23 protein-coding genes are annotated in these 24,748 nt (G+C 70.0%); 12 read left to right on the top strand and 11 right to left on the bottom strand.

Annotated features, from left to right (window positions below; genetic code table 11):
* Positions 1-15 precede the first annotated feature (15 nt).
* The gene (locus Q0833_RS17595; protein ID WP_298438186.1) at positions 16-900 is read left to right on the top strand and encodes a glycosyltransferase family 2 protein; all 885 of its coding nucleotides are present in this window, start codon (positions 16-18) and stop codon (positions 898-900) included.
* On the opposite strand, the gene Q0833_RS17600 is transcribed toward Q0833_RS17595, so the two are convergent.
* Genes Q0833_RS17600 through Q0833_RS17610 form a run of 3 tightly spaced genes read right to left on the bottom strand, consistent with a single transcriptional unit; the run spans position 876 to position 4,187 of the window.
* A complete protein-coding gene (locus Q0833_RS17600; RefSeq protein WP_298438189.1) occupies positions 876-1,709 on the bottom strand; it encodes a CpsD/CapB family tyrosine-protein kinase in 834 nt (277 codons plus the stop codon). The genes Q0833_RS17595 and Q0833_RS17600 overlap by 25 nt on opposite strands.
* A 26-nt stretch (positions 1,710-1,735) precedes the next feature.
* Entirely contained in the window at positions 1,736-3,286 is a 1,551-nt protein-coding gene (locus Q0833_RS17605) for a lipopolysaccharide biosynthesis protein (RefSeq protein WP_298438192.1), read from the bottom strand.
* Between the two features lie 4 nt (positions 3,287-3,290).
* Positions 3,291-4,187 carry an AAA family ATPase gene (locus Q0833_RS17610; RefSeq protein ID WP_298438195.1) on the bottom strand — a complete coding sequence of 299 codons (897 nt, stop codon included), beginning with the start codon at positions 4,185-4,187 and terminating at the stop codon, positions 3,291-3,293.
* Between the two features lie 352 nt (positions 4,188-4,539).
* Between Q0833_RS17610 and Q0833_RS17615 the strand changes: the two genes are divergently transcribed.
* From Q0833_RS17615 to xrtD, 3 genes are all read left to right on the top strand, one after another.
* A complete protein-coding gene (locus Q0833_RS17615) occupies positions 4,540-5,175 on the top strand; it encodes a sugar transferase (protein ID WP_298438380.1) in 636 nt (211 codons plus the stop codon).
* Between the two features lie 94 nt (positions 5,176-5,269).
* Positions 5,270-7,702: a tetratricopeptide repeat protein gene (locus Q0833_RS17620; protein WP_298438198.1), complete on the top strand. Its 2,433-nt coding sequence runs from the start codon at positions 5,270-5,272 to the stop codon at positions 7,700-7,702.
* 5 nt (positions 7,703-7,707) lie between these two features.
* Positions 7,708-9,258 (top strand): VPLPA-CTERM-specific exosortase XrtD, encoded by a 1,551-nt coding sequence (gene xrtD, locus Q0833_RS17625; protein WP_298438201.1) that lies wholly within the window; start codon positions 7,708-7,710, stop codon positions 9,256-9,258.
* 3 nt (positions 9,259-9,261) lie between these two features.
* On the opposite strand, the gene Q0833_RS17630 is transcribed toward xrtD, so the two are convergent.
* The gene (locus Q0833_RS17630; RefSeq protein WP_298438206.1) at positions 9,262-10,458 is read right to left on the bottom strand and encodes a glycosyltransferase family 4 protein; all 1,197 of its coding nucleotides are present in this window, start codon (positions 10,456-10,458) and stop codon (positions 9,262-9,264) included.
* A gap of 194 nt (positions 10,459-10,652) precedes the next feature.
* Here Q0833_RS17630 and Q0833_RS17635 point away from each other — a divergent pair, with 194 nt between their 5' ends.
* The 6 genes from Q0833_RS17635 to Q0833_RS17660 all read left to right on the top strand — a co-directional run bounded on the left by Q0833_RS17635 (position 10,653) and on the right by Q0833_RS17660 (position 16,512).
* Positions 10,653-11,960: a UDP-glucose/GDP-mannose dehydrogenase family protein gene (locus Q0833_RS17635; protein WP_298438209.1), complete on the top strand. Its 1,308-nt coding sequence runs from the start codon at positions 10,653-10,655 to the stop codon at positions 11,958-11,960.
* Positions 11,957-13,198, top strand: coding sequence for a glycosyltransferase family 4 protein (locus Q0833_RS17640; RefSeq protein WP_298438212.1), 1,242 nt, complete (start codon positions 11,957-11,959; stop codon positions 13,196-13,198). The genes Q0833_RS17635 and Q0833_RS17640 overlap by 4 nt, the downstream gene beginning before the upstream one ends.
* Positions 13,199-13,242: 44 nt before the next feature.
* Positions 13,243-14,187 carry an SIS domain-containing protein gene (locus tag Q0833_RS17645; RefSeq protein ID WP_298438215.1) on the top strand — a complete coding sequence of 315 codons (945 nt, stop codon included), beginning with the start codon at positions 13,243-13,245 and terminating at the stop codon, positions 14,185-14,187.
* Positions 14,184-14,969 (top strand): 3-deoxy-manno-octulosonate cytidylyltransferase, encoded by a 786-nt coding sequence (locus tag Q0833_RS17650; RefSeq protein WP_298438218.1) that lies wholly within the window; start codon positions 14,184-14,186, stop codon positions 14,967-14,969. The genes Q0833_RS17645 and Q0833_RS17650 overlap by 4 nt, the downstream gene beginning before the upstream one ends.
* The gene (gene kdsA, locus Q0833_RS17655; protein ID WP_298438221.1) at positions 14,966-15,802 is read left to right on the top strand and encodes a 3-deoxy-8-phosphooctulonate synthase; all 837 of its coding nucleotides are present in this window, start codon (positions 14,966-14,968) and stop codon (positions 15,800-15,802) included. Before Q0833_RS17650 ends, kdsA begins: the two co-directional genes overlap by 4 nt.
* A gap of 101 nt (positions 15,803-15,903) precedes the next feature.
* Entirely contained in the window at positions 15,904-16,512 is a 609-nt protein-coding gene (locus Q0833_RS17660) for a DedA family protein (protein ID WP_298438224.1), read from the top strand.
* Here the strand turns inward: Q0833_RS17660 and Q0833_RS17665 are convergent.
* Together Q0833_RS17665 and Q0833_RS17670 are read right to left on the bottom strand one after the other, a co-directional pair.
* Positions 16,509-17,654, bottom strand: a complete 1,146-nt coding sequence (locus Q0833_RS17665; RefSeq protein ID WP_298438227.1) for an alkane 1-monooxygenase — start codon at positions 17,652-17,654, stop codon at positions 16,509-16,511. The genes Q0833_RS17660 and Q0833_RS17665 overlap by 4 nt on opposite strands.
* Positions 17,655-17,721: 67 nt before the next feature.
* Entirely contained in the window at positions 17,722-18,726 is a 1,005-nt protein-coding gene (locus tag Q0833_RS17670) for an A/G-specific adenine glycosylase (RefSeq protein WP_298438230.1), read from the bottom strand.
* A gap of 67 nt (positions 18,727-18,793) precedes the next feature.
* Between Q0833_RS17670 and Q0833_RS17675 the strand changes: the two genes are divergently transcribed.
* The gene (locus Q0833_RS17675; RefSeq protein ID WP_298438233.1) at positions 18,794-19,288 is read left to right on the top strand and encodes a DUF721 domain-containing protein; all 495 of its coding nucleotides are present in this window, start codon (positions 18,794-18,796) and stop codon (positions 19,286-19,288) included.
* A gap of 27 nt (positions 19,289-19,315) precedes the next feature.
* The gene (locus Q0833_RS17680; protein WP_298438236.1) at positions 19,316-19,966 is read left to right on the top strand and encodes a DsbA family protein; all 651 of its coding nucleotides are present in this window, start codon (positions 19,316-19,318) and stop codon (positions 19,964-19,966) included.
* Positions 19,967-19,982: 16 nt separating this feature from the next.
* Here Q0833_RS17680 and lpxK read toward each other — a convergent pair whose 3' ends face one another.
* From lpxK to Q0833_RS17705, 5 genes are all read right to left on the bottom strand, one after another.
* On the bottom strand, positions 19,983-20,951 hold the full coding sequence (lpxK, locus tag Q0833_RS17685) for a tetraacyldisaccharide 4'-kinase (RefSeq protein ID WP_298438239.1): 969 nt from the start codon (positions 20,949-20,951) through the stop codon (positions 19,983-19,985).
* Positions 20,951-22,237 (bottom strand): 3-deoxy-D-manno-octulosonic acid transferase, encoded by a 1,287-nt coding sequence (locus Q0833_RS17690; protein WP_298438242.1) that lies wholly within the window; start codon positions 22,235-22,237, stop codon positions 20,951-20,953. The genes lpxK and Q0833_RS17690 overlap by 1 nt, the downstream gene beginning before the upstream one ends.
* A gap of 4 nt (positions 22,238-22,241) precedes the next feature.
* Positions 22,242-22,484: a DUF4170 domain-containing protein gene (locus tag Q0833_RS17695; RefSeq protein WP_298438245.1), complete on the bottom strand. Its 243-nt coding sequence runs from the start codon at positions 22,482-22,484 to the stop codon at positions 22,242-22,244.
* Between the two features lie 65 nt (positions 22,485-22,549).
* Positions 22,550-23,341, bottom strand: a complete 792-nt coding sequence (locus tag Q0833_RS17700) for a 3'(2'),5'-bisphosphate nucleotidase CysQ (protein ID WP_298438248.1) — start codon at positions 23,339-23,341, stop codon at positions 22,550-22,552.
* Positions 23,328-24,671 (bottom strand): TldD/PmbA family protein, encoded by a 1,344-nt coding sequence (locus tag Q0833_RS17705; protein WP_298438251.1) that lies wholly within the window; start codon positions 24,669-24,671, stop codon positions 23,328-23,330. The genes Q0833_RS17700 and Q0833_RS17705 overlap by 14 nt, the downstream gene beginning before the upstream one ends.
* Between the last annotated feature and the right edge of the window lie 77 nt (positions 24,672-24,748).

Consider the following 24,748-nt stretch of genomic DNA (forward strand, 5'->3'; position numbering starts at 1 on the left):
ATCCGCGAGGCACCGGTGCCCCCTTCGCCCCCGGCCGACACGCTCCGCGCCACTGTGATCGTGCCGCATTTCAACGATTCCGACCGGCTGGCGCGCTGTCTCTCTGCGCTCGTGCCCCACCTGCCGCCAGGCGTTGAGGTGGTCGTGGTCGACAACGGCTCGACCGTCGACCCGGGGCCGTGGATCGCGCGCGATTTTCCCGCCGTCCGCGTCCTGTCCGAGCCGGAGCCGGGCGCGGGCCCGGCGCGCAATCGAGGCGTCGCCGAGAGCGACGCGCCGATCCTCATGTTCCTCGATGCCGATTGCGTGCCGGGGCCGGGCTGGGCCGCGACCGCGCTCAAGGTCGCGCCGCGCGCCGATCTGGTGGGCGGGGCAGTGGATATCTTCGACGAGACCGAAGGCCCCCGCACCGGCGCGCAGGCGTTCGAGGCCATCTTCGCCTTCGACATGCGCGGCTATCTCGAACGGGACGGCTTTCTCGGAAGCGGGAACCTCGTGACCAGCCGCAGGGTCCACACCGCGATCGGCGGGTTCCGGGCCGCGGTATCCGAGGACAAGGATTACTCGCACCGGGCGCGGGCGGCGGGCTTCACGCTGGGCTTCGCGCCGGAGATGGCGGTCGGGCATCCGTCGCGCGGCGATGCGGCGGCACTTCGAGCCAAGTGGCGGCGCCTGACCGACGAGGCCTGGGCGCTGCATCGGGCAAAGGGCCGGTCGCGCGCGGCCTGGGCGGGACGCGCGCTGTTGATGCCCGCATCGATCCTCGCCCATGCCCCGAAAGTGGCGCGTGCCGGTGGTCTCGACCGCGCCGAACGGGCCCGCGCCGTCGCGACGCTGGCCCGGATCCGCCTGTCGCGGATGGTCTGGATGCTGCGTCAGGCGGCGGGGGCCTCGCCGTAATCGTAGCCGTAGCCGTAGGCATGGCCCTCGCCGGGATGGTTGCACTTGTTCAGCACCACCCCGAGGACGTTCGTCCGTGACGCCAGCTCACGCTCGGCCGCGTCGACCTGGCCCAGCGTGCTGTCCTCGGCCGCGGCGATCATCATCGCGGCGTCGGCATGCGGCAGGAAGGCGATTGCATCGTCGCTGACCATCACCGGAGGCAGGTCGATGAGGACGAGATCGGGGGCGAACTGCTCGGTCAACTGGTCGAGGAATGCGGTCATCACCCGGCCCTGCATCAGGGTCGAGGGATCGCGGACGGCCTCGGCCGTGGTGGCGAAGGCGAGGTTTTCGCCGACGCGCACCATCTGATCGGCGGCGGGCGTCAGGCCCCTGATCGCGGTGGCGACGTTCTGGCCCCGCGACACGCCCAGCATCTTGGCCAGCACGGGACGGCGCAGATCGAGATCGACGACGATGGTCCGCAGGTCCGGCTGGCGCGCCAGCGAGAAGGCGAGGTTCATGGTCACCGTGCTCTTGCCGCAGCCGGGGCCGGGCGAGGTGATGGCAATGCGGCGCCAGTCATTGGCAAGGGCCTGCTGCACCAGCCGGGTACGCAGCACATCGAAGGGTGCCGACTTGGCGGTGTCCTCGACCGTGACGATGCGTCCCCGCGCGAGATGGTCGGGATCGGGATCGAGCCGCGGCAGCATCTCCCATTCGTCCTGCGGGATGTGGGTGGGGGCGATATCACCCTGCCCGATGGGCTGCATGAGGGTGGCGCGCGCGGCGCGGGCCTGTCGGATGGCGGCCTGTAGACGGTCCATTTGCGGATTCTCCTGTCTGGCGGGGGTCAGAGACCGGCGACGCGCTGCCACTGCGTCACGATCTCCTCGGAATAGGGAAACTGGCCGACCATGACCGCGATCATCGTCGCGATCCCGGCGGCGGCGAAGCCGATGGCGACACCGGTGCGCAGGCGCGGCAACCGGCGGCGGGCCGGGCGCGCAGCGGGCGCGGGCTCGGGATCGCCCAGCATCGGCAGCGTCGCGAGCGGGACGATCCCGAGGCGGCGCTGCAGGTCGACAGGGCGGCGCAGGAAGCCGAGGCGCAGCTCGAGAATGACGACGATGGCGAGGCCGAGGACGACGCCGATCGCGGCCCCGGCGATCGCCACCACCTTGCGGTTGGGGCGCGCCGGGCTGCGCGGGATCGACGCCTGCTCGATGATCGCGATCCGCTGACCCTTCGACAGCGCCTCGATGGCGTCGCCGGTTTCGGCCACGGCCTTGGCTTCGATCGCCTGGTTGTAGAGCTGGCGAAGGTTGCGGTGGTCTTCCTCGAGCGAGGCGAGCTGGGCGGCCTTCGTCGGCGCGTCGGTCAGCGTCACGCGGTGGACTTCGAGCTGGTCGAGGAGGGCGGCACGGCGCTCGGCGGCCTCGGCCAGCTTGGCGTCGATGTCATCACGATGGCGGTGAAAGGCGGTGCGCTCGGTCGAGCTGGCGGTGCCGCTTTCCGCGATCCGGCGCGACAGGCGCGTGATCCGGTCGGCGATCTCGTCGGCGCCCGGATCGTCCGCGTCGAGATTGGCGAGCGTCTCGCGCAAGGCGACGATCTGGCGCTGCTCGTAGCTGGTGGGGCTGTCGACGGCGCGGCCTTCGCGGCGCTTCACCGTCTCGTGCAGGCGGACGAGGCGCTCGCGCTCGCGGCGCAGGGCCTCGGTCTCGCGGCTGAGTTCGGCCAGGTCGCCCTCGATCCCGACGATGCGCTGCCGGGCCAGTTCGCGCGAACCGGGCAGCGCCTCTTCGTGCTCCTGCTGGAACGCCATGAGCTGGGTGCTGCTGGCATTAAGCTCCTGCTGCAGACGCGACACCTCGTGATCGAAGAACTCCAGCGTCTGGCGCGCGACCGAGGTCCGCATCTCGACATCCTCGGCCATCACGCGGGTCACCAGCTCATTGGTGACGGCCGCGGCCATGACGGGGCTCTCATCCTCGAAATGCAGGACGAGCATGGTGGCGCGGTCGCCGGCCTTGCGGGCGGCGCTCTCGCCTTCGATCGTGTAGGTGATGCGGCTGCGCAGATCGCGCACGATTTCGTCGGCGGCGGGGCGGGCACCGGCATAGATGTCGAGCCGGTTCGCCATGTCGAGAAGCGCGCCCCGCGCCATCAGGCGCTGCTCGATGATCTCGAGATGCTGGTAGGCGGCGGTCTGAACGGTCGAGGCGGCCAGTTCGTCGGGGATCTTCTCGGCCTCGACCACGAGGCGGGCCCCGGCTTCGTAGACCGGCGGCAGCGTCACGGCGACCCCGAGACCGGTCCCGGTGCACACGAAGAGCGCCAGGAGGAACCATGGCAGCCGGCGCGCGAACAGCGACAGGTAGAAGAGGACGTCAGCTTTCACGGCCTTATTCCCCGCTGGCCAGGCGCAGGCGCGCCGGACGGTTCGAGGCCGGGGCGGGGTCATAGGCCGGGCGCGGCGCGAGGAACATGCCGTGGTCGAGCACCGCGCGGACGTCCTGCGCGGTGATACGGTCGCCGTCACCCGAGAGTGCGAAGACCAGCGCCATTTCGCAAAGCTGGTTCACCGCGCGCGCCAGACCGGCGGAGGCGGCATGGACGATCGCGACGGCGTCTTCGTCGAAGAGATCCTCGGGGCCGCCGGCGGCCGACAGACGCGCCGCGATGTAGCCCGCGGTCTCGTCGCGCAGGATGGGATCGAGCGCGGCCCAGACGCCGACCCGGTTCACGAGGCCCGACAGCTCGGGCATCCGCAGCATGTCGCGAAGGCGCGGATGACCCGACAGGATCACCTGGATGAGCTGATCCTCGGCCGAATTGATGTTGGTCAGGAGCCGCAGCTCGTCGAGCGCCTCGGTGGAGAGGGTCTGCGCCTCGTCGACGACCAGAACGACGCGGCGACCGGCGGCGTAGTCGGCGATCAGCAGGTCCTGAAGGCGGGAATGGAGTTCCGGTTCGGTCATCTCGGCCGTGATCGGCTCGCCCAGGGACTGGAGGATCCACGGCAGGATCGAGCCCGCGCCGGACCGGATGCCGCCGACGACCGCGAAGCGCAGCGTCTCGTCGGCATCGGTCATCAGGCGCATCAGGAGAGAGGTCTTGCCCGTCCCGGCCTCGCCGGTCAGCGCCATGAAGGGCGCGCCGGTCATCAGGCCGTATTCGAGGGCGGCATGGGCACGGATCAGGGACGGCCCCTCGTGGGACAGCTCGGCATCCGGGAGGACGCAGAACGGGCGACCGGTCAGGCCGAAGCGTTCGTTATAGAGGGCTTGGACGCTGTTCATCGTCGTATCCTGTGTTCTGCCGCCGGGTGCCATTTTTGCGAACGGCGACTCGTAGTGGTCGCGCAACCGGTCCCTTAAGATTGAATTAAAATCGGACGCGATTAAGGCGCGGGCGGGTGGATTCAACGACGTCTCGGGGCGTCTTTCGGGCAGTGCCGCATTGTGTCGCGAAATGGGTCCGGCGCTGCCACGATTCATGATGAACGGGCCACCGAATCCGCCAGATCGCCAAGCATACAAGCCTGCAACGGACGCGCATGTCCGAGACCGAACGATCAAGTCAGGCAGGCCCTTTACCATGACCATGCACACCGATCCGCACAGCATCCGCACCGCCCTGACCGGTGCGCCCATGCCGCTGCCCGAGCCGGGTGCGCGCGCGCTCAGCTATCGCGACCACCTCAAGCGCGTGCTCGACGTCGCTCTGGTCGTGCTGGCCCTGCCGGTTGCGCTACCGCTGATCGGGCTCTTCGCCCTTCTGGTCGCGCGCGACGGCGGCCAGGCGTTCTACGTACAGGAGCGGCTGGGCCTCGACGGGCGGCGGTTCCGGATGTGGAAGCTCCGCAGCATGGTGCGCGATGCCGACGCGGCGCTCGACGCCCATCTCGCCGCGAACCCGGACGCCCGGGCCGAATGGACCCGCGACCAGAAGCTGCGCCACGACCCCCGCATCACGCGGGTCGGCGCGCTGATCCGCAAGACTTCGATCGACGAGCTGCCGCAGCTCTGGAACGTGCTGACCGGCGACATGAGCCTCGTGGGTCCGCGCCCGATGATGCCGTGCCAGCGCGCGATGTATCCCGGCCAGGCCTATTTCCGCCTGCGCCCCGGTCTGACGGGTGCCTGGCAGGTGTCGGGTCGTGGCGAGACGAGCTTCGCCGCCCGCGCCGAATTCGACCGCGCCTATGAAGGGGCGGTGTCGCTGGCGGCCGATCTGTCGATCCTCGCGGCCACGGTCGGTGTTGTCCTGCGCGCCACAGGTCGTTGACCATAGGGCGCGCGCGGCCCCGCGACGCTTGGTCAAACCGCCCCGGCAGGGCAGGCTCTCCGCAAAAGAAGAACGAGCAGCAGTGGTGACAGGCATGACCATCGGTCCGGGATTCCGGCTGACGGCGACGGCAATCGTCGTGGCGTTGGCTTTGACAGGATGCAAATCCGACGACGCGCGCGTCTCGGAACTTCGGGCATCGGGCGATGCCTATGTCGCCGAGCGCGACTTCGCGCGGGCCCTGATCCAGTATCGAAACGTCCTCAAGATCGACGGTGACGATGTCGAGACGCGCGCCGCGTTGGGGCACATGTTCCTGTCGCAGGGCTACCTGCGCGAAGCCTCGCGCGAGTTCACATTGCTGGCCGAACGCCAGCCCGATGTCGCGGAATGGCGCCTTGCCAACGGTCGTATCGCGATGCTTCAGGCGGATTGGACGGCCCTCGGGCGTCACGCCGAGGCCGCTGCCGATATGGAGCCCGATGGCCACGCCGCGCGCATCCTCGACATGGCCGTCCGCTTCCGCGCCGCGATCCGCGACGACGATGCCGCCGCGCGCGCCGCGCTTGAGGCCGAGGCGCTGCCCTTTCGCGAGGCGTATCCCGACGAGCCCATCCTGACACGGATCGTTCTCGAATCCGCGATTCAGGCCGAGCGGACTGACGACGCGCTCGCGCTCCTGGACGACACGCTGGCGCGCGATCCCTATCGCCCCGACCTGCAACTGACACGCATCCGCCTTCTGGCCGAGGGGCCGGACCCCGATCCGGTCGAGGACCGTCTGCACGACCTCGTGGCGCTCTATCCCGACGATACTGAATTCGCGGGCCTTCTGGTCGCCCGCTACATGTCCCGTGGCCGTATGGCCGACGCCGAGGACGTGCTTCGCGCCTTGGCCGATGGTCGCCCGCTCGACGATCTGGCGACGCGCACGATGCTCGTACGCTTCCTTCTGCGCAATCGCGGCTCCGATGCGGCCCTGGCGGAACTCGCCCGTCAGCGCGAGGCGGCGGGCGACGGGCCGGGCGCGCTCGTCTATGCCGCGATGGATCGCGCGATCCGCTTCGACGCAGGCGACCGGGACGGTGCGCTGGCCGGTCTGGACGAGCTCGTGGCCGCCGCGGGCGAGGGCACGGAAGCCCGGATGATCCGCGTCCTGCGCGCCCGGATGCTCGACCGGCTGGGTGAGCACGGGCCGGCGCGGGCCGAGATCGAAACGGTGCTCGAAGCCGATCCCGGCGATGTCGGCGCGCTGAAGATGCGGGCCGGCTGGGCCATCGACGGCGACCGTCCGAAGGACGCCGTCGTCGACCTGCGGACGGCCCTGTCGATCGCCCCGCGCGACACCGAGCTTCTGGGCCTGATGGCTGCGGCCCACCGTCTCGACGGCAATCCGGGTCTGGCCATGGAGCAGCTCGCGACGGCGGCCGAGGTTTCGGGTCATGCCGTGGGCGAGGCCGGACGCTACGCCCGCGCGCTGATCGGCCAGGGCCGCGACCGGCTGGCGCTCCGCGTGTTGCAGGCCGCCCATGAGGGCGCGCCGGGCCATGTGCCGACGGCGATGCAATTGGCCGATGTGCTACTGGATCTCGGCGACGTCACGCAGGCCACCGCCGTGGCCGCACGTCTTCGGGCCGCGAAGACCGAGGGCGCGGCCGAGGCGGCGACCGCGCTCAGCGGCGCCATCGCGATGCGTGATCCCGCGGCATCGATCGACATCACGGCGCTCTATGTGCCGGGACAGGTGCGGCAGCCCGCCCTGACCGGCGCCGTGGGCGCGCTGGCCGATCAGGGGCGCCCGGACGCGGCGCTGGAGGGGCTCGACGATCTCATCACGACCCATCCCGACGCCATGATCCTTCGCCTCATCCGGGCCGACATGCTCGCCCTTGCCGACCGGACCGAGGACGCGCGGACGGGCTACGAGGCGCTGACCGGCGTGGCCGATCTGGGCGAGACGGCGACGATTCGCCTCTTCGGTCTTCATGCCGCGGCCCAGCGGGTCGAGGATGCGAATACCGCGCTCGCCGCAGGGCTGCGCGCCTTCCCTGAATCCGTGCCGCTGCGCCTTCTCGACGCCGACCGCCTGACCGCGCTTGGCGACAGCGAGGCAGCCATCGTCGTGCTCGAAGCGCTGCATTCCGAACAGCCGGGCCACCCGACCGTCGCCAACAATCTCGCCGCCCTCCTGTCGACGACGCGGGACGATCCCGCCTCGCTGGCAAGGGCCGCCCGGCTTGCGGCCCCGCTCCGGGGCGATCCCCGGCCGCAGGTGGCCGACACGATCGGCTGGATTGCCTTCCGGCGCGGCGATGTCGAGGGCGCGCTGCCCCTGATGCGCCGGGCGGCGCGGGAGCTCCCCGACGATCCGGTGATACGCCTGCGCCTTGGACGGGTTCAGGCCGCCCATGGCGACGTGGGTCACGCACGCGAGACCTTCGCCGCCGTCGAGACCCTGACCGGCCCCGATCACCCGCTGGCCGCCGAGGCCCGCGACGCGCGCGACGCTCTTCCGACGGGCGGCTAAGATAGGTGGCCTATCTCGGCATCGGCAATCCGCAGGGCACGTCGCGACTGGCTCCGCTGGTGCTTTTGGCGGCGGTCGCAGTGGCGATCCCGCTCTTTCTCGACGGGCTTGCCTCGCTGCTGGCGGCGTGGTCGACCCCGGAATACAGCCACGGCCCGCTGATCCCGCTGATCTCGCTCTTTCTCTTCCTGCGCGAGATGCGCGACCGCCCCACCACTCTCGATCCCGCCCCGGATCGTCGCCCCGGGCTGGCGCTCGGGGGGCTTGCGCTGATCGTCACGCTGGTCGGGAACCGGACGGGCATCCCCGACCTCGCGACCTATGGCCTGATCCTGTGGATCATGGCGCTGGTGCTGGTGGCGATGGGCTGGCGGCGCGGACGGCGACACTGGGCGTCGGTCTTCCACCTGATCTTCATGCTGCCCCTGCCGCAGGTCGTGTTCTGGCAGGTCTCGACCCTGCTCCAGACGATTTCGGCCGAGATCGGCGTGGCCCTCGTCGCCGCGGCGGGCGTGCCGGTGCTGCTCGAAGGGCACGTCATCGATCTGGGCGTCTACAAGCTGCAGGTCGCGGAAGCCTGCTCCGGCCTGCGCTATCTCTTCCCGATCCTCAGCTTCAGCTACCTCACCGCGATCCTTTATCGCGGCCCGTTTGCGCATAAGGTCGTGCTTTTCGCGCTGGCCGCACCGCTCGCCGTCATTCTCAACGCGGTCCGCATCGGTGTGATCGGCGTGCTGGTGGACCGCTACGGCATCGGCCACGCCGAGGGGTTTCTCCACGTCTTTGAGGGCTGGGTGATCTTCGGGGTCTGCATCGCGCTCCTGATGGGGCTGGCGCGGTTGATGTGGGCGCGTGCCGGGGTCGAGGGACCGATGCTCGACCTCGACACCGACGGGCTCGTCGCGCAGGCGCGCCGCGTCGGGCGCTTGGACGGCGCTCCCGCCCTGGCCGCACTCGCGCTCCTGACCGCGGGGGCGGTGGCGCTCGACCGACCCGCCCCCGCGCCCGAGAGCATCGCCCGCGCGCCGCTCGCGACCTTCCCGCTGGCCATCGACGGGTGGGAGGGACGGCGCTCCTTCATCGACGCCGAGACGCTGCGCGTCCTCGCGGCCTCGGACCACCTCGCCGCCGAGTACGCGGCACCGGACGAAGCGGCCCCCGTTTCGGTCTTCGTGGCATGGTACGCGCGCCAGACGAACGGCGCGGGGCTGCACTCGCCCGAGGTCTGCCTGCCCGCCGGCGGCTGGGAGATCTCGGATCTCTCGGTCAAGACGATGCCGCAAGGCTTCGAGGCGAACCGCGCGCTGATCCGCAAGGGGCTCGACGAACAGCTCGTTCTCTATTGGTTCGAACAGCGCGGGCGGCGCATGACCTCGGATTGGGACGCGAAGTTCTGGGCGCTGCGCGACGGGCTCGTGACCGGGCGGAGCGACGGCGCGCTCGTGCGGTTTGTCACCGCGATCCTGCCGGGCGAGGAGGTCGCGGTCGCCGAGGCGCGGCTCATGGCGATGGTCGACGCGGCGCTGCCGCCGATCGCGGCGCATCTGCCGGACTGACGCTCAGCCCTTCGTGAAGATCCGCTCGTAGGCCGCGAGGAGATGGGGCACCGAATGCTCCCAGCTCAGCTCGTCCAGTACCCGGCGGCGGCCCTGTTGGCCCATGGCGCGCGCGGCCTCGGGATCGTCGATCAGCGCGGCGATCTCGGCGGCCAGTTCGCCGGGATCGTTCCGCGTCGCGTAGCGCGACGCATCGCCCGCCGAGGCGCGCCCCTCGGTCAGGTCGAACTGCACGCTGGGCTTCTCGAGGGTCATGTATTCCATGATCTTGTTCATGGTGGAGATGTCGTTCATCGCATTCTTCGGATCCGGCGCGACGCCGATATCGATGCTGTTGAGCGCGGCGAGCATCGCCTCTCCGTAGAGCGCGCCGGTGAAGGTGAAGCGGTCCGTCAGACCCCGCTCGGCCACCAGCGCCTCGATCACCGCTTGGTGTGGGCCGAAGCCGACGATCAGCGCGTGGACGTCGCGCCCGTCAGTCGCCAAGCGTTGCACTGCCTCGACCAGAAGCTCCAGCCCCTCCTGCTGGCCGATAATCCCGATCCAGCCCAGCATCGTCGCCGCGCGGCGATAGGCCGGGTCGCCGGGGCCGGGCACGAACTTCTCGACCTTGGGGGCGGATCGCACGACGAACACGTCCTCGAAGGCCATGCCGCCGCGATCGCGCGCGATGCGGGCGAAGCTTTCGTTGGTGGCCAGCGAGACGTCGGCACAGGCGAAGGTGATCCGCTCCCAGAGGCGCATCACGCCGTAGAGCAGGCCGCGCTTGCCGAACTTGGCCTCGAAGAGCTCGGGGCAGACGTCGTGATGATCGAAGAGATAGCGCACGCCCGCCGCGCGGTAGCGCAGTGCCAGAAGCCAGACGAGATCGGGCGGGTTGCAGCCATGAATGACGTCGAAGCCGCGTTCGCGCCGCACGATGCGGGCCAGCCGGAACCAGTGCCGGATCGCGTGCAGATATTCGCGCGCATAGGCCACCGCGCCCGAATGCGCCTCGGGCGGGGCGGGGTGGCGATAGATGTGGACGCCGTCGATCACCTCGCGCGGCGCGTCCCAGCCCCGGCCCGTGGGGCAGATCACCGACACCTCGTAGCCCGCCGCCCTGAGCGACGTCGCCTCCAGCCAGACGCGGCGGTCAAGCGGGACCGGCAAGTTCTCCACCACTATGAGGACGCGGCGGGGGGTGGTAAATCGGCTCATCGCGACCTCGGGCGGGCAGGTGGGCCCAAGGGGCCGGAGGACGTCCCGGATGGCAAGGGCGATAGGCGGTTTTCGCCGCCCCGGATGGCCAAGACGGCACAGCCTGCGCCATACACTTGCCGCGATTGGCTGCAAAACCGGGCCAAACCGGAAACAGGGTGGCGCGAGAGCCCCCATTGTCACGAGGATCGGCAATGAAGATTGCAATGATCGGGACGGGCTATGTCGGCCTCGTCTCCGGGGTGTGTTTTTCGGATTTCGGCCACGAGGTCGTCTGCGTCGACCGCGATCCCGCCAAGATCGAGATGCTGGAGGGCGGGCGCGTCCCGATCTTCGAGCCGGGGCTCGAGGATCTGATGGTGCGCAATGTCGGATCGGGGCGCCTGACCTTCACCACCGATCTCGGCGCCGCGGTCGACGGGGCCGATGCCGTGTTCATCGCCGTCGGCACGCCGACGCGCCGGGGCGACGGCCATGCCGACCTGACCTACGTGATGGCCGCCGCCGAGGAGATCGCGCGCGCGCTGACGGGCTATGCGGTCGTGGTGACGAAATCGACCGTGCCCGTAGGCACCAACCGCAAGGTGGCCGACGCCATGCGGGCCGCTGCACCCGAGGCCGCGTTCGACGTCGCCTCGAACCCTGAATTCCTGCGCGAGGGTGCTGCGATCGACGACTTCATGCGCCCCGACCGTGTCGTCGTCGGGGTCGAGAGCGAACGCGCCGGGGACGTCATGTCCGACATCTACCGCCCGCTCTACCTGCGCGATTTCCCGATCATGATCACCGATCTCGAATCGGCGGAGATGATCAAATACGCCGCCAACGCCTTCCTTGCGACGAAGATCACCTTCATCAACGAGATCGCCGCGCTCTGCGAGCGGGTTGGCGCTGACGTTAAGAAGGTGTCGAAGGGCATCGGCATGGACGGCCGGATCGGCAACAAGTTCCTGCATGCCGGGCCGGGCTACGGCGGCTCGTGCTTTCCCAAGGACACGAGCGCGCTGGCCCGGATCGGGCAGGAGCACGCGGTCCCGATGCGCATCGTCGAGACGGTCATCCAGGTGAACGAGGGCGTGAAGCACCGCATGATCGAGAAGCTGCGCGACCTCTGCGACGGGTCGTTCAACGGACGCACGATCGCGGTGCTGGGCGTGACGTTCAAGCCCAACACCGACGACATGCGCGACGCACCCAGCCTGACGATCGTGCCCGCGCTGGTGGGCGGCGGCGCGCGCGTGCGCGTCGTCGATCCCCAGGGCCGCCGCGAGGGCGAGGCGCTGCTGCCTGGAGTGACCTGGTGCGATGACCCCTACGAGGCGTCGGACGGCGCGGATCTTCTGGTCCTGCTGACCGAGTGGAACGAGTTCCGCGCCCTCGACCTGCCGCGCATCGCCGAGGCCATGGGGACCGCCCGCATGGCCGATCTGCGCAACATCTACAGCCCCGCCGACGTGCTGGACGCGGGCTTCACCGCCTATGACGCGGTGGGCCGTCGGTGAAGATCCTCTTCGTTCATCAGAACATGCCCGGCCAATACCGGGAGCTTCTGGATTGGCTGAGGACGCAGGGCGGTCACGAACTGGTCTTCCTGACCCAGCGCCGCAATTACCCCGAGGTCGCGGGCGTCCGGAAGGTCGTCTATGCGCCGCATCACAGGCCCGCAAAGGGCACCTACGGCCTGTCGAAGGTGTGGGAGGAGGCGACAGGTGCCGGCTATGGCGCGGCCTTGGCCATCGCCAGGCTCCGCGACGAGGGCTTCGTGCCGGACATCGTGCTCGGCCATACCGGCTGGGGCGAGATGCTGTTCTTGCGCCAGGTCCTGCCGGACGTGCCCGTGCTCGGCTTCTTCGAATATTACTACCGCGAGTTCGGCGGCCCCGTGAATTTCGACCCTGAGGAGCCGGTAACCGCGGCCGCCCCGTTCCTTCTCGAGGCGCGGAATGCCGTGCCGAACCACAATATCCACGTCGTCGATCGGGGACTCGCCCCGACGCGGTGGCAGAAGGACTGCTTCCCCGAGGCCTTCCATGACAAGCTCTACGTTTGCCATGACGGCATCCGCACCGACCATCTGCGCCCTGATCCGAAGGCCGCGCTCGAACTTACGCGGATCGGACGGATCACCCGCGACGACGAGATCGTCACCTATGTCGCGCGCAACATGGAGCGGACGCGCGGCTTCCACATCTTCATGCGCGCGCTGCCCGAGATCCTCGCCGCGCGCCCCGACGCACGGGCCCTGATCGTGGGCGGATCGGGCACATCCTACGGCAAGGCCAGCGACGCCGAGGGCGGTTTTCGCGCCGAGATGGAGCGCGAGGTCGGCGACCGGCTCGACTGGGATCGCGTGCATTTTCTGGGCCAGGTGCCCTATCCCGACTTCAAGCGCATCGTCCAGATCAGTCGCTGCCACGTCTACCTGACGATGCCCTTCGTGCTGTCCTGGTCGCTTCTGGAATCGATGGCGATGGAAGCCACGATCGTCGCGTCCGACGTGGCCCCCGTCCGCGAGGCGGTGACCCATGGCGAGACCGGTCTTCTGGTGGATTTCTTCCGCCCCGACCTTCTGGCGCGGCAGGTGATCGAGGTGCTGTCCGATCCGGCGGCGTTCGCCCATCTCGGGCCCGCCGCCCGCGACCATGTCGTCCGGACCTACGACTTCCTCGATGTCTGCCTGCCGCAGCACGTGGCCCAGATCAACGCGCTCGTCCCCGCGGATCGGCGGATCGCCCTCTGACGAACAGTTGCGCCGCCCCCGCCCCGGCCCTATCTGCGATCCCCATGACGGACCCCATCGACACCGGCCGCGAGGTCCTGCGCACCGAGGCGGCCGCACTCTCCGCGCTGGCCGACGCGATGCCCGAGGACTTCCGCGCCGTCGTGGACCTCTTCGCCGAGATGTCGGGTCGCGTCATCGTCACCGGCATCGGCAAGTCCGGCCACATCGCCCGCAAGATCGCCGCCACCCTGGCCTCGACCGGGACGCCTGCCCATTTCGTGCATCCCGCCGAGGCGAGCCACGGCGATCTGGGGATGGTGACGCGCGACGACGTGATCCTCGCGATCTCCAATTCCGGCGAGGCGCCCGAGCTGCGCGACATGATCGAGCATTCGCGCCGTTTCGGGGTGCCCCTCGTCGGCCTCTCGTCGCGGCCCGACAGCACGCTGATGCGGGCCGCGGACCACCTCCTGACGATCCCCGCACTGCCCGAGGCCTGCGGGCTGGGCGTGGTGCCGACCACCTCGACCACGCTGACACTGGGCCTGGGCGACGCGCTGGCCGTCGCCCTCCTCCGGCGCCGGCAGTTCCAGCCCGAGGATTTCCGCGTCTTCCATCCCGGCGGCAAGCTCGGCGCGCAGATGTCCACCGTGGCCCAACTGATGCATGACGACCGCCTGCCCGTCGTCGATGCGTCGACCCCGATGGAGGAGGTCCTCCTGACGATGACGGGCGCGGGCTTCGGCATCGCAGCCGTGACCGAAGGCGAGGTTCTGACGGGCGTCATCACCGATGGCGACCTGCGGCGCGGCTTCGGGACCCTGGCCGGGCGGAATGCCGGCGATATCGCCACGCGCGATCCCCTGACGGTGCCGCCCGACATGCTGGCCGTGCGCGCGCTGGCGCTTCTCAACGAACGCAAGCTGAACGTGCTGATCGTATGCGATGATGCGCGCCCCGTGGGCGTGCTGCATATTCACGACCTCTTGCGGGCGGGCGTCGCGTGAAAACCGCGATCCTGATCCCCGCGCGCTATGCCTCGACGCGCTATCCGGGCAAGCCGCTGGCCGAGCTCCGGCAGGCGGACGGGACGACGAAGACCCTCATCCAGATGACATGGGAAGCCGCGCGCACCGTCTCGGGCGTGGCCGAGATCCATGTCGCCACCGATGACGACCGCATCGCGGATGCGGCACGCGGGTTCGGGGCCTCGGTCGTGATGACCTCGCCCGAGGCCGCCAACGGCACCGAACGCTGCGCCGAAGCACTGGCCGAGGTGGAGGCCGACCTGATCGTGAACCTGCAGGGCGACGCGCCGCTGACCCCGCCCTGGTTCGTCGAGGCGCTGATCGAGCGGATGGCCATCGATGGCGACGCCGCCGTCGCGACGCCGGTCCTGCGCTGCGACCGGAAGACCTACGAGATGTTCGTCGAGGACCGGAAGGCCGACCGCGTCGGCGGCACGACGGCCGTCTTCGACCGGCGCGGCCACGGGCTCTACTTCTCGAAGGAAGTGATCCCCTACATTGCGCCCGGCAAGCTCCCCGATCCGATCCCCGTGTTCCACCATGTCGGCGTCTACGCCTACCGGCCCGACGCGCTGCGGTCCTATATGTGCTGGCCCGAAGGCCAGCTGGAGCGGCGCGAGGGGCTTGAGCAACTGCGCTTTCTCGAGAACGGCGCGACGGTCGCCTGCGTCGAGGTCGAGGCGCGCGGTCGGATCTTCTGGGAGCTCAACAACCCCGAGGACGTCCCCCGGATCGAAGCCGTGCTAGGAGCCAGCCGATGACCCCCATCCGATCGAAGACCATCGACGTCTCGGGCATCCCCGTCGGCGGGTCCGAGCCCTTCATGCTGATCACCGGCCCGTGCCAGCTCGAAAGCCTCGACCACGCGCGCATGATGGCCGAACGCATCGCCGAGGCCTGCGCGCCGACGGGCACGCGCTGGGTCTTCAAGGCGAGCTACGACAAGGCCAACCGATCCTCGTTGGGGGCCCAGCGGGGCCTCGGGATGGAGGAGGGGCTGCGGGTCCTTGGCGACATCAAGACCGAGTTCGGCTGCCCCGTACTGACCGACGTTCACCTGCCCGACCATTGCGCGCCCGCGGCCGAGATTTGCGACGTGCTTCAGATCCCCGCCTTCCTGTCGCGCCAGACGGACCTCCTGCTGGCCGCCGGCGAAACGGGGCGTGCGATCAACATCAAGAAGGGCCAGTTCCTCGCCCCGTGGGACATGCCCAACGTCGCCGCCAAGGTCGCGAGCACCGGCAACGAGCGCATCATGCTCTGCGAGCGGGGGACGAGCTTCGGCTACAACACGCTGGTCAGCGACTTCCGCGGCCTGCCGACGATGGAGGCGACGGGCTACCCCGTCGTCTTCGACGCGACCCATTCGGTGCAGCAGCCCGGCGGGCAGGGCAGCTCGTCCGGCGGCCAGCGCGAGTTCGCACCCGTCCTCGCCCGCGCGGCCTGCGCGGTCGGCGTCTCGGCGCTCTTCATCGAGACGCATCAGGACCCGGACAACGCACCTTCGGACGGCCCGAACATGATCCCCGTCGACCGTATGGCGGACCTGATCGCCGAGCTTCGCGCCTTCGACGACCTCCGCAAGGGGCGCTAACGATCCGTTAAGGTTAACCGCCCCCCGTTCCTCTGGCCCAAATACCTCGGGGGGCCCGAAGGGCGGGGGCAGCGCCCCCTCCGACCCACCAAGGCGTGCCGATGTTTGAATGGATCCTCTCCGTCATGGCCGCTGCGGGCTATCCCGGCCTCGCCTTCCTCATGGCGCTCGAGAATGTCTTCCCGCCCATCCCGTCCGAGGTGGTCGTCCCGCTGGCCGGGTTCCTCGCCGCCGAGGGCACGCTGTCGCTTGTCCCGGTGATCCTCGTGGCGACCGCAGGCTCGGTCGCGGGCGCGACCTTCTGGTACTGGGTTGGCCTCCGGATCGGCGAGGCGCGGCTCAGGGCTTTCGCCGACCGCCACGGGCGCTGGCTCACAATCTCCGCCCACGACGTGGATGCGGCCGCCCTGTGGTTTCGACGCCATGGTCCTTGGGCCGTGTTTCTCGGCCGGATGATGCCCGGCCTGCGGACGCTGATCTCGGTCCCGGCCGGGGTCGCGCGTATGCCGATGCTGCCCTTCCTCGTCTGGTCTACCTTGGGCAGTCTTGTGTGGATCGGCGGCCTCGCGCTGCTGGGCTACGTGCTCCAGTCGCAATACGATCGCATCGCAGCCTGGATGGAGCCGGCAAGCTGGATCGTGCTGGGTGCGGCCGTCGGCATCTATCTCTGGCGTCTGGTCCGACAGGAAGCCCGAAGCCCGCGCCCCTAGCGCGGCAGCGGGTTCGACGCCGTCTTGTAGGCGGACCAATCCTCGATATCGGGGTAGAACCGCGCCCGCCACGCGCGGACCTTCGGGTTCATCATCCGGCGCCAGAGCGGCGGGATCATCGCCGCAAAGGTCATCACCGGATAGCCCGCCGGCAGTTGCGGCGCGTCGTCCGGCGCATAGGTCTGCAGGAGCGGGAAGGGCCGGTCGGGCTTGTAGTGATGGTCCGAATGGCGCTGGAGATTGATCAACAGCCAGTTCGACGCCTTCTGGGCCGAGTTCCACGAATGGTGCGGGCGGACCGGCTCGTACTTGCCGTCGCCGAGGTGCCGGCGGGTCAGGCCGTAATGCTCGATGTAATTGACGAGTTCGAGCTGCCAGATCGCCGAGGCCGCCTGCACGAGGAAGAGGACCAGCCCGACCCACCCCCCGAGGATCAGCGCGAGGAGCAGCATTGCGCCCTGCAGGGCCCAGTAGCGCCAGAACGGATTCGAGCGGTGCCAGCGGGACACGCCCTTCCGGGCCAGCATCGCCGCTTCGGCGTTCCAGGCCGAGGCGAGAGACTGCCGCAAGACACGCGGGAAGAAGCGGTGGAAGCCTTCGTTATAGCGCGCCGTCACCGGGTCGCGCGGCGTGGCGACATAGCGATGATGCACAAGGAGGTGTTCCGAGCGGAAATGCGAATACAGCACCATCGCCAGGAGGATGTCGCCGAGCCAGCGGTCGAGACGCGGCTTCTGGTGCATCAGTTCGTGGCTGTAGTTGATGCCGACGGTCCCCGAGAGGACCCCCATGCCAAAGAACAGGCCCCACAGCTCCCACGCGCCCAGATGGTCGGCGCGGGTCGCGTACCAGATCAGGCCGAACAGCGTCGCGAACTGGACCGGGGCCCATATCAGCGTGATCGCCCGGTACCACCCGAGGCCCGAACGCTCCATCTCGGGGTCGGCATTGCCTTCTTCCAGCCCGGCGAGCGCATCGAGCAGCGAGTACATGCCCCAGGAATAGAACGGCACCAGAGCCACCCACCACCCGCCCTGGATCGCGGCGAACCACACCATCGGCACGAGCGTCAGCGACACCCAGAACGGGAGGGCGCGCAGCGGCGCGCGGACGCGATCGTCGGCAAGCGTGGTGATGGTCATGACTGTCCCGATTTTCAGCGATAATACCGCATCGGGGCCGGTCCCGCCAAGCGGGTGCGGCGAAACGCTACGTCACCGAATCGTGGACCTTCCGGAACAGCGTCGGCAGATCGCCGGGATCGAGCGGGCCGAAGCTGCCGCGATCGGGATTGCCCGCCATATCGGTCGTCATCACGTCCAGCGTCAGCGTGAAATGGGTGAAGCCATGCGCCACCTCGCCCGCCCGAACCCAGTCGGCGGCGAAGGGCGGCGCGGGAGCGGGCGCTTCGGACCAGTCCGAGGTCGGAAAGCCGCGCGTCCCGCCCAGCAGGCCCTTCGGCGGCCGGATCTCGGTCAGCCAGTCAGCTCCGCGCCGGGCGACGTACACGAGGCCACGCCGTTCGGGTCGGGCCTTCTTCGGCAGCTTCCGGGGCAGGGTTGCTGCGATCCCCAATTGGCGACCCGCGCATCCCTCGGACAGGGGGCAGAGGATGCAGGCGGGCGACTTGGGCGTGCAGATCGTGGCCCCGAGGTCCATCACGGCCTGTGCGTGGTCGCCGGGCCGCGCCTCTGGGGTCATGGCCTCCGCGACCTCGCGGATCAGGGGCTTGGCGGCGGGAAGCGGCGTCTCGATCGCCTCGAGCCGGGTCATCACGCGTTCCACGTTGCCATCGACCACCACGGCGCGCCGCTGGAAGGCGATCGCGGCGATGGCGGCGGCGGTATAGGGGCCGATGCCCGGCAGGCGCAGAAGTTCGGCCTCGGTATCGGGAAACACGCCGCCGAGGTCGCGCGACACCATACGCGCACAGGCCAGAAGGTTGCGCGCCCGCGCATAGTAGCCGAGGCCCGCCCATGCGGCCATCACCTCGGCATCCTCGGCGGCGGCGAGGTCATCGACGCCGGGCCAGGTCCGCGTGAATGTCGCGAAATAGGCCTTCACCGCGGCGACGGTCGTCTGCTGGAGCATCACTTCGGACAGCCAGATGCGATAGGGGTCGGGACGCGCGTCCGAGCCGGGCGGCACCCGCCACGGCAGGTCGCGGGCATGGCGGTCGTACCATGCGAGCAGCGCCGTCGATCTCTCACGCATTGGTGACCGTCCCCCCTGTTCCCCGTCCCCGCAACCCATGTAGGATGCCAGCCGACAGGAGACACCCATGGCCGTGTATCGCAAGGGCGCCCGCCGCGTCTCGACGCTGGTGGAGCGCGACATCCGCAAGATGGGCGAGCGTCGCGGCTTCTCGGAGACGCGGCTCCTGACCCATTGGGCCGAGATCGCGGGCCCCGAGATCGCCGCCGTCAGCCGCCCGGTCAAGGTCGCGTTCCCGCGGCAGGGCTTCGGCGCGGTGCTGACGCTGCTGACCACCGGCGCGCAGGCCCCGATGCTGGACATGCGGCTTCCGGCGCTCCGCGAGAGGGTGAACGCCTGCTACGGCTACGCCGCCATCAGCCGCATCGTCCTGACGCAGACCGCGCCCACGGGATTCGCCGAGGGGCAGGCCGCCTTCGCCCCCGCCCCCGCCGCGCGACCCGCGCCATCCCCCAAGACGGTCGAGAAGGCGCGCGCCACGACCGCGGGCGTATCCGATGACGGTCTGCGGACATCGCTTGAACGGCTCGCGACCAATATCATATCGAGACCAAGCGCCTGATCGCGCACAACGTTCCGGAGACCCCCGATGATGCAACGACGCACCGCCCTGTCCCTTCTCGCCGTCGGCACCGCCGCGGGGGGCGCCTCGCTCTTCCTGACCCGGCCGGAGGGTCCGGCGGCCTTCGATCTGAGCGCGCGCGCGCAGGGCGCGATCGAGATCGAGGACATCACGCTAGGCGATGCAAACGCACCGGTGAAGGTGGTCGAATATGCCAGCTACACCTGCCCGCATTGTGCCGCCTTCCACGAGGACACGTTCAAGGCGTTCAAGCGCGACTACATCGATACCGGCCGGGCGCATTTCACCTATCGGGAGGTGTTCTTCGACCGCTACGGCCTTTGGGCGGCGATGGTCGCGCGCTGCGCGGGCGCGGACCGCTATTTCGGCGTCTCCGACATCCTCTACCGCACGCAGAACGAATGGGCGCGCGCGGGTGATCCCGCCGCCGTGGCCGCCGCGCTCAAGCGCGTGGGCGCGCAGGCGGGGCTGGATGCGGCCGCCGTGGATGCCTGCCTGCAGGATGCCGAGATGGCCGAGAGCCTTGTCGCCTGGTACCAGACCAATGCTGAGCGCGACGGCGTCCGCTCGACCCCGTCTTTCCTGATCGATGGCGAGATGCATTCGGGCAACCTGAGCCTTGCGCAACTGGGCCAGTTGATCGACGACGCGAGCTGACCGCACCGCGGGGCGACTAGAGGCCCAGCGTCGCGAGCCTGGCGTCGAGGTCGCTCCAGTCTTCCAGCCGGAGGCGCACCGGGATCGTCATGACCCGGCCTCGCAAGCTCGGCGGCAGTCGGACGGCATCCTTCTCGGTGGTGACGGGCTGGGCCGAAAGCCGCGCCGCCCGGTCGCCCAAGCGGCGCAGAAGCGCTGGGGTCAGCGGCTGGTGATCGCCCAGCGCCTCGGTCCCGCGAATGTCGGCACCCAGCTCGCGCAGCGTGTCAAAGAATTTCTCGGGCCGCCCGATGCCCGCGAAGGCGAAGACCGGTAGCCCGGTCCAGTCCATGCCCGTGCCGAGCGGCTCCAGCCGTCCGCGCAGGCGCGGCGGCGGCTCGGGCAGGACCAGCGCCGCCTGCTGGTCCGGCGATCCGATCGAAAGCGTCAGATCCGCCCGCGCAAGGCCCGTCGCCACCGGCTCCCGCAGGGGCCCGGCCGGCAGGATGCGGCCATTGCCGAAGCCCGCGCCCGTATCGACCACGACGATGGACAGATCCTTCGCCACCGACGGGTTCTGGAACCCGTCGTCCAGAAGGACGACCGCGGCCCCGCCCGCGACGGCAGCGCGCGCGCCCTCCGCCCGGTCGCGGGCGACCCAAACCGGCGCGAAGGCCGCCATCAGGAGCGGTTCGTCCCCGACCTCGCCCGCCTCGTGGCGCATGGGATCGACACGCACAGGGCCCTTCAGCGACCCGCCATAGCCGCGCGACACGATTCCGACCGCGACGCCCCGCGCCACCAGCCGCTCGGCCAGGGCGATGACGGTCGGTGTCTTGCCCGCCCCGCCCGCCGTCAGGTTGCCGACGCAGATCACCGGCACGCCGACCGGGGCGCCGGTCCGCGCGACCCGGCGCGCCGTCGCGGCGGCATAGAGCGCGCCCAGCGGGGCCAGAAGCGTCGCAGCCACGCCCGGCGGACGCGACCAGAAGCCGGGCGCCCGCATCAGGCGGCGCCGTCGAGAATGGCGAAGAGCAGGTCCATCGCCCGCTCGGTCACGTCGGCACCGGCCGAACAGACCTCCCATGCGGCATGGGCCAGACGCGCCGCCTCGTCGGGCTCCAGCGTGCGCGCGATGGCAGGGCCGAGCGCGTCGCCATCTCCCACGGCGCGGGTCGCTGATGCCTCGGTCAGGCGACCGTAGATATCCGCGAAGTTGTGGATATGGGGGCCGTGGACGATCGCGCTGCCGAGAGCGGCGGGCTCGAACGGATTATGCCCTCCGATCTCGACCATGGAACCGCCGACGAAGGAGACGGGGCAGAGGCGATACCAGAGACCCATCTCACCCATCGTATCGGCGACGTAGACCTCGGTGTCGGGGGTGATGTCCTCGTCCTTCGAGCGCTGCGCGACCTTCCAGCCGCCATCGCGGAAGATCGCCGCGACCCCGTCGCCCCGCTCGGGATGACGAGGGGCGACGACCAGCATCAGCTTGTGCCACGAGCGACGCGCGACCGAATGCGCCAACGCCGCCATCTCGTCCTCGCCGGGGTGGGTGGACGCGGCCAGCCAGACCGGGCGCCCGGCCAGCAGCCCGGCCAGCCGCACCCGCTCGGCCTCGTCATGGGGCAGGGCGGCGGACCCCTCCTTCAGGGTGCCGGTCACCTCCAGCCGCTCGATCGGCAGGCCCAGATCGGTCAGCCGCCGCGCGGTCTCGGTCTCCTGCGCCTGAACATGGTCGATGCGGTGCATCAACGCCCGCGCCGCCCCCTTGAGATAGCGCCAGCGTCCGTGCGCCGCCGCCGTCATCCGGGCGTTGATCAACGTGATCGGGATGCGGCGGAGATGCGCCTCGTAGATCAGGGCGGGCCAGATCTCGCCCTCGGCCAGGACCACCACGGTCGGGGCCCAGTGGTCGAGGAAACGGCGCACCCAGGGGCGAACGTCGAGCGGGACGAACTGGTGGACCGTGCGCGGCGGCAGGCGATCCGCCAGCACGCCCGCGCTGGTCACGGTGCCGGTCGTCACGAGGAACGACAGGTCCGGCTGCTCCTCGCCCATGCGGCGGATCATCTCGAGGACGGACACGCTCTCGCCGACGCTGGCGGCGTGGATCCACATCAGCTGGCCGTCGGGCCGGGCCTTCGACGGGATGCCGCGCCGCTCCTCCAGCCGCTCGGCGCTCTCCTTGCCCGCGGCAAGGCGGCGCTTGAGCATCCGCTCGCCGAAGCCCGTCGCGCGGTTCGACCAGGCCAGATACGCCGACAGCGCGACGGAGCGCGGAAGCATGGTCTCAGCCCAGCTCCTCGGTGGGCGAGGCGGCCGTCTCCTCGTCGCGCAGGCGGTGGATATGCGCGATGAAATAGCGCGCATGTGCATTATCGACGGTCCGGTGGGCGGCGCCCTTCCAGGCGTCGTAGGCGGACGCGTAATCGGGGTACATTCCGACGATGTCGATCTTCTCGACATCGGCGAACTGGGTCGAGCCGGGATTGATCAGCTCGCCGCCGAAGACGAGGTGCAGGCGCTGGACCATGACGGGCCTCCTGTTGGACGTGATGCGATGTCCCTAGCGCAGGCGCGGGCGGGGGTGAACCGGCATCACGCCAGTCCGGCGATCATCGCGGCCTGAACCGAGGGCGTCCCGGCGACGACGCCGTCGACCTGCGGGTGCGCATTGTTGAAGCGCAGCGCGGCACCGCGCCGGTCGTGGACGGTGCCGCCCGCCTCGGCCACGATGAGGGCGCCCGACGCGATGTCCCACTCCCAACTGGGCCGAAGGGTCAGCATCGCGTCGAACCGCCCTTCGGCCACCAGTGCCAGGCGGTAGGCCAGCGAGGGCACGAAGCCCGCCTTGACCGGCGGCCGGCCCGCGCGCCAGCGGTCGGGGTGGAAGTTGGCCTTGGCCCCCAGCACCCGCGCGCCGTCCCAGCCGTCCCGCCCCGAGGGCGCTATGGTGCACCCGTTGCGGGTCGCGCCGTGACCGCGTGCCGCGACATACATTCGGTCCTTCAGGGGCAGGTGGATCGCGGCAGCATGCGGCACCCCGTCCTCGACCACGGCAAGCGCGTGGCTGAAGCTTGTCTCGCCCGCGATGAAGGCACGGGTGCCGTCGATCGGGTCGACGACGAACACGCGCCGCCGCTCCAACCGCTCGGGGCCGTCGGGGCTTTCCTCGGACAGCCAGCCATAGTCGGGCCGCGCCGCTGTCAGCATGTCGCGGAGCATCGCGTCGATCTCGAGATCGGCCTCGGTCACCGGACCTTGGCCTTCGCCCTTGTCCCAGCATTCGGGGCCGGTTCCGAAATGACGACGTGCGATCGCGCCCGCGGCACGGGCGGCCTCTTCCAGAAGCGCGGCATCGTCGGGGGCGGCGCGGTCACTCGCCGGCAATCGTCAGCCCCTCGACCAGCAGCGACGGCACCTGCCGTCCGACCCAGCCCCGCGCGTCGTTCGCCGGGACGATGCGGCGCAGCATGTCGCGCAGATTGCCCGCGACGGTGCATTCATTGACCGGGCGGACGATCTCGCCGTTCTCGACCCAGAAGCCCGACGCCCCGCGCGAATAGTCGCCCGTGGTCGGATTGATCGAGGAGCCGATCATCGAGGTGATCAGAAGGCCGGTGCCCATCTCGGCCAAGAGGTCGTCGCGCGTGCGGTTGCCCGGCGTCAGGACCACATTGCCCGAAGAGGGCGCGGGCGGCGCCGATGTGCCGCGCGACGCGTTGCCGGTCGAGCCCAGTCCCAGCTTGCGCCCCGTCGCGAGGTCCAGAACCCAGCCCTGCAGCACGCCGTCCCGCACCAGGTCGCGGCGTCCGACTGGCAGGCCCTCGCCGTCGAAGGGGCGCGAGCCCGAGATGCGGGGCATCGACGGATCCTCGGTCAGCGACAGCCCGTTCGGCAGCACCGGCTCGCCCATCGCGTCGCGCAGGAAGCTGGCGCCTCGCGCGATGCTGGAGCCGTTGATCGCGCCCAGAAGGTGGCCGATCAGGCCGCCCGCGACCCGTTCGTCATAGACGACCGGCACCGCGCCGGTCGGCGGCTTGATGGCGCCTTTGCGTGCCACGGTGCGTTCGGCGGCAATGCGGCCCACGGTCTCGGGGTCGTCCAGATCGGCACAGTGAATGCGACTGTCGCCATAGTAATCCCGCTCCATCCCGGTGCCTTCGCCGGTGATCGCCACGCAGGAGAGCGAGGTCGCGGTGCGGCGGTATCCGCCCTCGAACCCGTTGGTCGCGGCGAGATGGATGCGGCGGTCGCCGACGCCCGCGCCCGCCGCCGAAACCTGCGAGATGCCGTCGACGGCCAGCGCGGCGGCCTCGGCCCGCGCGGCCATGTCCTGCAACTCGGCGGGCGACAGCGGCTCGGCCGGATCGACGAGATCCAGCGCGGCGACGTCCCAGTCCCGCGCCAGCTGATCGGGATCGGCTAGCCCGCAATTGGGATCCTCGGGCGCCTCGCGGGCCATGGCAACGGCACGCTCGGCCATGCGGGCCATCGTTTCCGGGCGCGTGTCGCTGGCCGAGACGCAGGCCTGCCGCCGCCCGAGCAGGACGCGCAACCCGATCTCGACGCCCTCGGAGCGTTCGGCATGTTCGAGTTTGCCCTTCAGAACGTCGATGGACACGGACGTCCCGTCGACGGCCAGCGCGTCCGCGGCCTCGGCCCCGGCGGCGCGGGCCGCGTGCAGAAGGTCGCGGGTCAGGTCGGAGAGGTCGGTCATCGGGTCACTCGCATCGGGGCGTCGGTCCCTGCGAGGTAGTCCGGCGGACGGCCCCCCACAAGGCGGGGGGCCGGATC

It is taken from the genome of uncultured Jannaschia sp., from assembly GCF_947503795.1.
GTDB lineage: Bacteria > Pseudomonadota > Alphaproteobacteria > Rhodobacterales > Rhodobacteraceae > Jannaschia.

What these genes read in the sequence shown, in the direction of transcription:
- Q0833_RS17600 (WP_298438189.1), bottom strand. Translation starts at nt 1,709, where the DNA reads ATGGACCGTCTACAGGCCGCCATCCGACAGGCCCGCGCCGCGCGCGCC.
- Q0833_RS17610 (WP_298438195.1), bottom strand. Translation starts at nt 4,187, where the DNA reads ATGAACAGCGTCCAAGCCCTCTATAACGAACGCTTCGGCCTGACCGGT.
- Q0833_RS17615 (WP_298438380.1), top strand. Translation starts at nt 4,540, where the DNA reads ATGCCGCTGCCCGAGCCGGGTGCGCGCGCGCTCAGCTATCGCGACCAC.
- Q0833_RS17620 (WP_298438198.1), top strand. Translation starts at nt 5,270, where the DNA reads ATGACCATCGGTCCGGGATTCCGGCTGACGGCGACGGCAATCGTCGTG.
- Q0833_RS17630 (WP_298438206.1), bottom strand. Translation starts at nt 10,458, where the DNA reads ATGAGCCGATTTACCACCCCCCGCCGCGTCCTCATAGTGGTGGAGAAC.
- Q0833_RS17635 (WP_298438209.1), top strand. Translation starts at nt 10,653, where the DNA reads ATGAAGATTGCAATGATCGGGACGGGCTATGTCGGCCTCGTCTCCGGG.
- Q0833_RS17645 (WP_298438215.1), top strand. Translation starts at nt 13,243, where the DNA reads ATGACGGACCCCATCGACACCGGCCGCGAGGTCCTGCGCACCGAGGCG.
- kdsA (WP_298438221.1), top strand. Translation starts at nt 14,966, where the DNA reads ATGACCCCCATCCGATCGAAGACCATCGACGTCTCGGGCATCCCCGTC.
- Q0833_RS17660 (WP_298438224.1), top strand. Translation starts at nt 15,904, where the DNA reads ATGTTTGAATGGATCCTCTCCGTCATGGCCGCTGCGGGCTATCCCGGC.
- Q0833_RS17665 (WP_298438227.1), bottom strand. Translation starts at nt 17,654, where the DNA reads ATGACCATCACCACGCTTGCCGACGATCGCGTCCGCGCGCCGCTGCGC.
- Q0833_RS17670 (WP_298438230.1), bottom strand. Translation starts at nt 18,726, where the DNA reads ATGCGTGAGAGATCGACGGCGCTGCTCGCATGGTACGACCGCCATGCC.
- Q0833_RS17675 (WP_298438233.1), top strand. Translation starts at nt 18,794, where the DNA reads ATGGCCGTGTATCGCAAGGGCGCCCGCCGCGTCTCGACGCTGGTGGAG.
- Q0833_RS17680 (WP_298438236.1), top strand. Translation starts at nt 19,316, where the DNA reads ATGATGCAACGACGCACCGCCCTGTCCCTTCTCGCCGTCGGCACCGCC.
- lpxK (WP_298438239.1), bottom strand. Translation starts at nt 20,951, where the DNA reads ATGCGGGCGCCCGGCTTCTGGTCGCGTCCGCCGGGCGTGGCTGCGACG.
- Q0833_RS17690 (WP_298438242.1), bottom strand. Translation starts at nt 22,237, where the DNA reads ATGCTTCCGCGCTCCGTCGCGCTGTCGGCGTATCTGGCCTGGTCGAAC.
- Q0833_RS17695 (WP_298438245.1), bottom strand. Translation starts at nt 22,484, where the DNA reads ATGGTCCAGCGCCTGCACCTCGTCTTCGGCGGCGAGCTGATCAATCCC.
- Q0833_RS17705 (WP_298438251.1), bottom strand. Translation starts at nt 24,671, where the DNA reads ATGACCGACCTCTCCGACCTGACCCGCGACCTTCTGCACGCGGCCCGC.